Genomic DNA, 9,347 nt, shown 5'->3' with positions numbered 1-9,347 from the left:
GCTCCTAAAAAAGGAGCGCGACCGCCTTTCATCGCTGAAGCTTCTCTATTCCGGAACTGCCATATCGGAATCGACAGCGTGGCCTATGGCGGCGATCGCTGTGTCGCCGCAATCGACACCACCGCGGACGCGCCCGCGCGCGTCAGGCGTCGTACGCCGCAGCCGATTTCCACGACTGTGTCGGTCCGCTTGGGCTGGTAGCCAGACGCCGCTCACCATCGGCCCCGCGAGCTGCCGATCATTTCGGCCAGGTTCCCCTGCGCCGGCTCGAATGTCAGCGCGATACCATCGTCATCCGGCGCTGCAAATTTTCGTCCCAGTTCAGCCAACACCTGCTCCAGCCGCTGGCAAGGCAGCGGACGCCTGGCGCCGCTACCGGGCAGGTGGAGGCCCGCGCGCCGGATCGCGGCCGATTTTCTGATCGGCGCTCACGCCCTGGTCGCCGCCGACCGGCTGCTGACGCGCGATGGAGGTTTTTACCGTAGATATTTTTCCGGCCTGCGGGTAATCAATCCCGCCGCTGGGCCGTAGCCGGCGGGGACCAACTCTCTTGCGCTTGCTGTCTTCTCGTATAGACGATAATATCTTTACGACCACACAGGAGGGCTGCAGTGCCACTCAACATTCGCAACGAAGCAGTCAATCAGCTCGCCAAGAAACTGGCCGTGCGCAAGCACCTGAATAAGACCGAGGCGGTGAAGATGGCCCTGGAGAATGAACTGCGGCGCATCGAGGAGGCGCTGCCTCTGCGCGAAAGGCTTCGCCCGCTGCAGCAAAGAGTGCTGGCCAGGCCGGCCACCGGACTCGAGGCGGACAAGGCTTTCTACGACGAGCTAGGCGGGAACACCTGGTGTTCGTCGATGCCTCTGCCATCGTAGCTATTCTCACTCGTGAGCCGGAAGCCGACGCACTGGCCGATCTGTTGGACGCGGCACGCGCACCCATCACCTCGCCGATCGCTCTCTTCGAGGCCGCGGTGGGCATCTGCCGCAAGCGGCACGCCAGCGTCGAGGAGGCCGAAGATGATGTTCGCGAATTTCTAGAAGTGGCCGGGGTCGAGCTCGTTCCGATCACTGCGAAGGAAGCAGAGACGGCACTCTCTGCGTTTTCGCGCTATGGCAAAGGACGCGGCCATCCCGCGCAGCTCAACCTCGGTGATTGCTTCGCCTACGCCGTGGCCAAGAATCACCGCAGGGCGCTCTTGTTCAAGGGCGATGATTTCGACAAGACCGACATCCGCTCCGCGAGTCACTCCCGCTGAACGGACGAAGAGAGGAGAGGGGATCGTCATTATTATATTCTCATCCGCTTTCGGGTTCACCGGGGTACCGGTCCGCCTTGGGGGTCGATACCCCGATTTTGCTCCGCAGGCAGAGGGGGAAGTGTCGCCTAAATCGCCTGGAGAAGTAACATTTTCCTCACGCTCGGTGGCCATGACATGCGTCCCGGCCCCTCTTTGGGCCGGCGGGAAAGACGTCGGATTAAAGCCGTCAGGGGGCGATGTCTTGATACCCCGGAAAAGATCGTCAGGAATCGTCAGTGGCAATAGTGACAAGCAGCCATCACCGAATCGCTAGACCTTTCCCATGTTTTTCGAGGAAATACCTGGCCAAAACCTGCTCGGGAGTCGGCTTTTCGGATGTGTGCTGACAGGGTTATTGACGGTCACTGACGATCACTGACGATCTTTTCCGGCGTTCGGAAGCCCAGACCAGGAATACTATGTGTCTGCCGCCGATATCGGCGCGGCTGAACTGGACCTGAATTCCGACGGCGCGGAGATTGCTTGCCATGCCGCGCAGCGCGTTGCTCAGCGCGTTGGGCGCCTTGGTGCTTCGGTAGGCGCGTAAATCCAATGTCCGCGAACACGTTACCGCTCATAGTCAGCTTGTTCATCAGACCGCCGGCGTGGAGGCGTTCGGCTGTTTCGTGAATCGTGGCCGTCAGAGGGCTACTACACTGCGTTGTCTTTTTCATGGCGTGTTTCCTCAATTGTTCTGTGATGTAGCCTCCTTGGCGCGGTGCGCCCGACTTCGGGTTGTAGTCTTTCGTTCCACCCGCCGGCGCGTCTGGACAAAAGCGCGCAGGACCGCGTTAATACGTGTCTGATAGCCTCTGCCGCGCGCCTTGAACCAGTCGAGAATATCGCCATCGAGGCGAATGTGAATATCCTGCTTGGCGGGCGGTAGTCCAACCATGACGGTGCTTTCCCAGCCTGCGGACAAGGGACCTTCGTCCTTATCGGCGAGCCGTTCAACCTCCGCCTGGGACATCGCATCGACGCGCTTCCAGTCTGTCTTGCTCTCACCACGCGCAATTTTGCGTCTGATTTTGTCAGCCGAAAATCGTGCGGTATTTTCGTTCTTCCGCATCTCTTGCCCTCCTGAAGGAAATAAGCCGGATGGCCTCCACGCGCTCGGTCCATACGACAGCGAAAAATCTATTCGTCAACAGCCCGACGGTCACAAAGCGTTCCTCGGCGTGACGTGGGGACGGGTATGTGAATACCGGACGTCCGTCGAACAGCTTGGTTGCTTCGATCAGATCCAGGCCGTGGTCCGCCAGATTGATCGCGCGTTTCTTCTCGTCCCACTCAAAGTCTATCGATCTTTGTATCCATAATTATGTACATAGTCAAGAAAATTAAACAAACAAAGGATTGGGGAGACTTTTCCTCCGCGAAGAGGTGATCTGGCGTGAGATGATCTGGCATGATGTTCGAACCGAAAACACCCTTGATTTATGGGGGTTCCATGGTCTGGTATTATTTGGCAGAAGGTGCCCACAGGATTAGCAATCTGATGCCTTCGACCACTTGGCACCTCTCCGCGCGAGAGAAGGCGATTGGTCAACATCGATCGCCAGCGCGCAAGCCGCTGGCAGAGTTGCTTGCGTTCCTTCGATGCGGGCTACTGACGGTCACTGACGATCACTGACGATCTTTTCCGGGGTTCGGAAGCGCAGACCAGGGATACTACGCGTCTGCCGCCGGTATCGGCGCGGCTGAACTGGATCTGAATTCCGACAGCGCGGAGGTTGCTTGCCATGCGGCGCAGCGCGTTGCTCAGCGCATTGGGCGCCTTGGGCCAGCGTACCGAACGGCGCATGCTTTCGCTCATCATGCAGTTGAGCCGCGCATGCAGTTCTGCGACCGTCCCGCTAAAGCCCTCCCGGGCCAGTTGGGCAACAGGTTCGTACAGCGGTGAGGACTCAAGCGCCAGGTTGTGCGTCTCGGCGCGGTTGGACTGGTAGGCAGTCAGGGCCTCGCCTGGTTTCATTCCGAGGCTTTTCTCGCACGCATTTACCCAGATCGCGAAGTCGGCCATCCGCGGCGGCTGATCGAGCCTGACGTTGGGCAGGTTCCTAAGTCCCGCAGCGGCGGCATCGAGCAGCGCACCCAGGATTCGTGGTCGTACCTGCTCGAATTCGCGCCAGAACCGCGCCTCGTCGCGGCGCATCTCGGGCTTCATGTCGAGGAACTCCACGATCACCGCGCGATCGAGAAAGTCCGGCCGCGCGGCACCCAGGTCGGGAATCGCATTGAACACCATGGGACGGGTAGCGTCGAAGATCGCTTCGTCATGGTCGCTATAGAGTTCCCGGCCACCGAAACCGCCGCCGGTGGCCAGTCGGCAAGCCGCGTCGGCGAGTTCCTCTGGCAGATGGCTCAAGTTATCGAAGCATACGATCCAGGAGTTCCTTGCCGCCGCGGTCAGATCGCGAACTTCACGGGGCACGCCCCGCAGTGCCCCGGTGCGCGGGTCGATCAGCGCGCTGATTATTCTGCACGCGGTCGTCTTTCCCGCTCCCTGCTCACCCTTGGCGACAAGGATGGGGCAGGGCACGCTGGGACGCAGCGCCGCGACCAGAAAGGCCTTGATCAGAGTCCATCCCTTGTGGTCGACGTTGAGGAATCCGCGTAATTCTTCGAGACTGCCGCCGCGCTCGGGTGCGGGCAGCGGCTGCGAGCCGCGTGTGCGATGGAATCTCGGCGGCGGTCGATTTACTATCCGCCAACCTTCGGCGTCGATCTCGACCGCCCGCCAGGCGCGATCGCACAGGTCGAGATAGAGTTTCCCTCGGTGATTTGCGACCCGCAGATTGATGGGAAATTCCTCACCGTCAAACAGGGCTTTCGCCTCGAACAACTCCACCGTGGCGTGGATTGCTTGCGCGCCGGGGCTGTTGCCTGTCTCCCGGTAATAGGTCCGCAGCAGGAAGAGCTGGAACGGGCGGGAGCGGATCGGGTAATTCTGCCACTCGCGCAGTCAGCAAAGTTACGAACCTGAAGGATATGACTTAGATGTTTGGAACCAGCTTCTTCCATTTGCGCCGGTTACAGCGGCGACAGAGCGTTTGCAGGTTGGGTTCTTCCGAGTCCCCACCCTTGCAGATGGGGACGATGTGATCGATTTCCAGATTTCTCGCGCTGTGACATCTGCGGCAGCGACCGCCGTCGCGTACCAGCACCGCCGCGCGCACGCTGTCCAGGATATGAATTCTTGCGGCGCGATCCTCCTCACACGGCTGGTCGAGAGAGCCGTAGCGAATGAATGGCCGAAGCACCTCGAGTTCCACCGGCTCGGTCGCTCCGATCAGGGACTCGAGCTTGTGCGGATTAACCGGCAGAGCGTTGTCCATGCGCGCTGCCAGCATGAGCAGGCAGAGCAAGTGGGATTTTCATACGTCGGGAAGCTGTCTGAACCGCTGGTCGAGCAGCAGGTCGCAGGGCAGCCGAATCTCCCTGCGGGTTCGCTCGAATTGTCGAAAATTACGAAAAGACAAATAGTCCATCGATTACCCAGTAGATAACATCGGTCGGTTGCGTCTTGGCCCTTGTACGAATCGTTTTTTGATTGACGGCTACTATCCGGAGCTCGCAAGAATATTTATCTTGACGACTTCGACCGGTTCCTTGCGGTATCGATCCAGGTCGACTCCTTCCAGTTCCGGAATCCCGCCGTAGTTGACTGCGCCCTTTCGGCTCGTGCGGATGAGTTCAACGCCGGCACCAAATGCACGCCGGCTATCGCTCAGACCGAGCAATCTTCCGCGTAGCTCGCGCTCCTCGTCCGAGAGTTCATCGAGCCGTTGGCGAACCCGTCGGTAACGGCGCGCCGCGTCCGACCAGTTCGGATCACTGCTCAGGTCTTGCTCCTTGAATCGAGGCTCCGGCCACCGGTTCTCAGTGACGTTTCTCCAGAACTCGACTTCGGCCTGTACCAGCCTCTCTATGTACCCGTGATCGGGCATGACCTTGACCAGCGCTCCGCGTCGGCCGTCGAATGACCAGTAGTGCAGTTCTCGGGCACGTGAGACTTCAAGCTGGTGCTGCAACTGGGCGTAGTAGTGCCTTGGGACCTGGCCCTCAAGCGCGAGCGCGTGATCGCGCCGGCTCAGCGGGCACTTGATCTCGAGAACCAGCGAGGCATCGAAGTTCAGCCCGTCCAACGAAGCGCGCATCCACGATAGGTGGTCGTGAGACAGGCAGTGCGGCTCCATGATTTCGGCGGTCTCCGCTTCGTAAGCCGCCCGTGCCGCCGCTTCGAGCTTACGCCCCCGGCGGGTCGCGAGATTGTCGCGGTCAGGTTCTTCGCTTCGGCGGGTCTTTATCTCCCACAATGTCCGCGGCATCATCCACCGCGAGTCGCCCATCACGACCGGGGCGTCGCTGGAACCGAGCCCGCCCCGTCGCCAAACGTGTTCATGCCGGCGTAATCCCACACGTTGGTCCGGTTGCGGCCGAAACGACCCAGCTCGATGTTATTGACGTGCGGCACGCCGCCGTTCTTGAAGACGAACACCAGCTCGTGCTTCGACCGATAGAGCGACCCCATCCCCCCATTAGTTTTGTTCCATACGCACGGGGGGCTTCCGCTCGGACCGCAGCCTTCATCGTCCTGGCTGGCATGCTCTTGCCAATGGCGCCCATCACGGATAGGCGGATTTCCGTTAGGTTCCTTGTGGTTTCCCAGAACTCCGATGACGGCCGAAAATTCCCTGTTCGCGTTGAAGAAATTCCCTGTTCCGTTGAGTAGGGAATTTCGACGAAAACCTCAGAGAAAGCTTGGCATTTCCGGCGGTCGTTTTACTCGGTAGAAGCCCAAATCGAGCAAATTCCCTGTTTTTCCCTGCAGAACAGGGAATTCGGAGATAAAGGCCCTCAGCACTTGCTTCGCTCGATGAAATTGCAAGGTCGCCATCACCGTGGACAGGTTTGTATCGAAAGCGACCACCTGAGTCTTTTCGCTCCATTCCCTCTGGACTTGCCGATTGAATTGCGCGATGAAGCATCTAACGCGTTTGCGTGAAGTCCGGTGCGCCCACGCGTGGCACGTTCGATGCTCCGTCATCGAAAGTCAAAACCGATCAATTATGCGCTGGCGACTCTCTCGAGCCGCATAGCGAGGAGAAAACAGGCCAATGGATACTTACCGTGAACTTTCTATCGGGGTCCCGAAAGAATACGAGTCGATCCGTGCGACTGCTCATCGCTTCGCGAAAGAAGTCATGCGTCCGGCCGCGATCGAACTCGATCGGATGGCCGATCCCCAGGATGTCATCGCGCCGAATTCCCTGATGAGACAGGTTATGAAGAAGGCCTACGGCCTTGGCTATCATGTGGCGGGAATCCCGGTCGCGCTGGGTGGGCTGGGACTCGATCCGCTCGCCAGTCATATCCTGCATGAGGAACTGGCGTGGGGATCGGTTGACCTGTCGATAGCCATCGGTGTCTCGGGTTTCCCGGCCATGATGGCCGCCACCAGCGGCAACCCCGATCTGTACGAAACCATCATGAAGCCGTTCATCGCGGACCGCGAAGCCGCGTTCATAGGATGCTGGGCGATCACCGAGCCCAGCCATGGATCCGATCAGTTGATGGTAGGCACGCCCGAGTTTCACGATCCGAAGGTGAAGGGCGAAGTCGTCGCGCGCGCCGACGGCGACTCCTACGTCATCAGCGGCCAGAAGGCGGCCTGGGTTTCCAACGGCACCATTGCGACTCACGCGGCGCTCTACCTGAGGGTCGAATCCGAATCGTCTCATTCAGCAACAGGAATGTCCGGCGGCGGCGTCGCGGTGGTTCCACTGAATCTGCCGGGAGTGTCGAAGGGCAAGCCGCTCAACAAAATGGGGCAGCGCGCGCTCAACCAGGGCGAGATCTTTTTCGAGAACGTGCGCATCCCGCGCCATTACATGGTCGTGAACTCGGATACCTATGAGCAGCACACGATGGCGACGCTGACCATGGCCAACGGCGGCATGTCCACCGCCTTTACCGGGCTCGCCCGCGCCGCATACGAGGTTGCGCTGGACTATTCGCGGGAACGGGTCCAGGGCGGGCGCCCCATCTGCGAGCATCAGCTGGTGCAGAAGCACCTGTTCGAAATGTTCACCAAGGTCGAGGCATGCCGCGCCCTGTCGCGTGCGGTCACCGTTTACAACAGCTCGTCAGGGGCGCCTTCGCTGCAACATGCCATCGCCGCGAAGACCTTCTGCACGCAGGCCTCGTTCGAGGTGGCCAACGACGCCTTGCAGATTTTCGGCGGCAACGGGTTGAGCAGGGAATATCCGATCGAGAAGTTGTTCCGCGATGCGCGCGCCTCGCTCATCGAGGACGGCACCAACGATGTCCTGAGCCTGGCCGGCGCGCGACACATCCTGGCCGAGGCCGATGGTCACGCGCACGCGTAGCAGCCACGGCCGCATTTGGCTGATCGCGATGGAGGTCGCAGATGGCGCGCGTACAGGGAGCGATTGAGCAGCTGATCAGGATGCGCGTGAAGCAGCATCCGCGCGAAACCTGGCTCAAGTTCAAAGACCAGGAATTTTCGTGGGAGCAGGTGTTAAGCAACAGTCATCGCGCGGCCAACGGCTTGCTTGCGCTCGGCATCGCGCCTGGCGACCGCGTCGCGATCATGATGGGAAATCGCCCCGAATTTTTGTGGATACACTTTGCGATCGGTTTCATCGGCGCGGTGAGCGTTCCCGTCAACACGTCGCAGCGCGGCGTGACATTGCATCACGTGCTCGCGGACTCCGACTCCGCGGCGGTGATCTTCGAAGAGCTGCTGCGCGATTCGGTGATGGCGGTAAGGGACTCGCTCCCGAGCCTGAAAGCTACCGTGGTAGCCGACGGCAAGACCGCCAAGGGCGTAGATACGACTCTGGATGCGCTCATGGCGCATCCCGATCGGGAGCCCGACGTCGATGTCGGCTCGGGCGCCGGTGGCGCAAGCATGATGTACACCTCGGGCACCACCGGGCCTCCGAAAGGCGTCATCGCCAGCGGCGGAGACAGCACTGCGCTCGCTGCGGTGCTGGGCGCCATCAAGCTGCGTCCCGGCGAGACCATCTACACGGCGCTCCCGCTGTTTCACGGCAACGCGCTGATGATCTCGGGATTCGGCTCGATGCTTCTCGATGCCAAATTCGCGATCGCCGAGCGCTTCAGCGCGTCGCGATTCTGGGATGAATGCCGCAAGTACCACGCCGTCGAGTTCAACACCCTGGGCGGCATGATTCCGATTCTGCTCAAGCAGCCGCCGCGTCCCGACGATCGCAAGCACGAAGTGCGGGTGGTGCTCTCGGCAGCTTGTCCGCCATCGGTGTGGAAGGAATTCGAGGATCGCTTCGGCGTTAAAATCATCGAAGTTTATGGAATGGTCGATTCGCCCGGTTTCCTTATGAACGACGTTGACCGCGTCGGGTCGATGGGTAAGCCGGTCGGCGAGGTAGAGTTCCGCGTAGTTGACGACAACGACAATCCGCTCCCGGCGGGCAAGATCGGCGAACTCGTCTTCCGTCATCCCAAGGGCCAGCTCAGTCATTATCACAAGCTTCCCGATGCGACCGCAGAGGCATACCGCAACGGATGGTTTCATTCGGGCGATCTCGCCAGGACCGACGAGGACGGTTTCTATTATTTCTGCGGACGCAAGAAGGCATCGATCCGGCGCCGCGGCGAGAACATTTCCGCCTGGGAGATCGAGACCGTCGTTAATCAGCATGCAGCAGTGTTGGAGTCGGCGGCCTACGCGGTGCCGTCGGAACTCGGGGAGGATGAAGTCAAGATCGCGGTCGTGCTGGCGCCCGGCGCGAAACTTCGTCCCGAAGATCTCATCGAGTTTTGTCGCGACCGGATGGCCTACTACGCGGTTCCGCGGTTCATCGAATTTATCGATGAGCTTCCCAAGACCGGCACTCAGCGCATCCAATATGCTGCGCTGAAGGCGCGCGGCGTCGCTGGCGCATGGGATCGCGAGCAGGCAGGCATCAAGGTCGAACGAGCACGCACCCCGGCATGAATCAGCCGCCATCGAGGCGGCGCAATGGCGGTACAACTT

General features: G+C 60.3%; 10 protein-coding genes and 1 pseudogene. 5 read left to right on the top strand and 6 right to left on the bottom strand.

Annotation, left to right across the window (positions count from 1 at the left end):
* The 3 genes from VIO10_RS00345 to VIO10_RS00335 form a co-directional block, all read left to right on the top strand.
* Positions 1–201, top strand: a 201-nt coding sequence (locus VIO10_RS00345) for a hypothetical protein (RefSeq protein WP_331957839.1), incomplete at its 5' end; no start/stop codon positions are given.
* Positions 202–611: 410 nt separating this feature from the next.
* Entirely contained in the window at positions 612–878 is a 267-nt protein-coding gene (locus tag VIO10_RS00340; RefSeq protein WP_331957837.1) for a type II toxin-antitoxin system VapB family antitoxin, read from the top strand.
* Positions 851–1,261: a type II toxin-antitoxin system VapC family toxin gene (locus tag VIO10_RS00335; RefSeq protein ID WP_331957835.1), complete on the top strand. Its 411-nt coding sequence runs from the start codon at positions 851–853 to the stop codon at positions 1,259–1,261. The genes VIO10_RS00340 and VIO10_RS00335 overlap by 28 nt, the downstream gene beginning before the upstream one ends.
* Positions 1,262–1,988: 727 nt before the next feature.
* On the opposite strand, the gene VIO10_RS00330 is transcribed toward VIO10_RS00335, so the two are convergent.
* The 6 genes and pseudogenes from VIO10_RS00330 to VIO10_RS00310 form a co-directional block, all read right to left on the bottom strand.
* Complete coding sequence (locus VIO10_RS00330) at positions 1,989–2,372, bottom strand: BrnA antitoxin family protein (RefSeq protein WP_331957833.1); 384 nt, start codon at positions 2,370–2,372, stop codon at positions 1,989–1,991.
* The gene (locus VIO10_RS16145; RefSeq protein WP_349259204.1) at positions 2,335–2,541 is read right to left on the bottom strand and encodes a BrnT family toxin; all 207 of its coding nucleotides are present in this window, start codon (positions 2,539–2,541) and stop codon (positions 2,335–2,337) included. Before VIO10_RS16145 ends, VIO10_RS00330 begins: the two co-directional genes overlap by 38 nt.
* A gap of 368 nt (positions 2,542–2,909) precedes the next feature.
* A complete protein-coding gene (locus VIO10_RS00325) occupies positions 2,910–4,154 on the bottom strand; it encodes a hypothetical protein (protein WP_331957831.1) in 1,245 nt (414 codons plus the stop codon).
* 145 nt (positions 4,155–4,299) lie between these two features.
* Positions 4,300–4,641, bottom strand: a complete 342-nt coding sequence (locus tag VIO10_RS00320; RefSeq protein ID WP_331957829.1) for an HNH endonuclease — start codon at positions 4,639–4,641, stop codon at positions 4,300–4,302.
* 225 nt (positions 4,642–4,866) lie between these two features.
* Positions 4,867–5,655, bottom strand: coding sequence for a lambda-exonuclease family protein (locus VIO10_RS00315; RefSeq protein ID WP_331957841.1), 789 nt, complete (start codon positions 5,653–5,655; stop codon positions 4,867–4,869).
* Positions 5,656–5,690: 35 nt separating this feature from the next.
* Positions 5,691–5,864: pseudogene (locus VIO10_RS00310) on the bottom strand (DNA methylase N-4); the annotation flags it as partial.
* A gap of 559 nt (positions 5,865–6,423) precedes the next feature.
* Here VIO10_RS00310 and VIO10_RS00305 point away from each other — a divergent pair.
* Both VIO10_RS00305 and VIO10_RS00300 read left to right on the top strand, forming a co-directional pair.
* Positions 6,424–7,695 (top strand): acyl-CoA dehydrogenase family protein, encoded by a 1,272-nt coding sequence (locus VIO10_RS00305; protein WP_331957825.1) that lies wholly within the window; start codon positions 6,424–6,426, stop codon positions 7,693–7,695.
* Positions 7,696–7,736: 41 nt separating this feature from the next.
* Entirely contained in the window at positions 7,737–9,308 is a 1,572-nt protein-coding gene (locus tag VIO10_RS00300) for an AMP-binding protein (protein ID WP_331957823.1), read from the top strand.
* Positions 9,309–9,347: the final 39 nt, after the last annotated feature.

This window comes from Candidatus Binatus sp. (genome assembly GCF_036567905.1).
Lineage (GTDB): Bacteria > Desulfobacterota > Binatia > Binatales > Binataceae > Binatus.
This window is presented reverse-complemented; position numbering and strand designations above follow the sequence as displayed.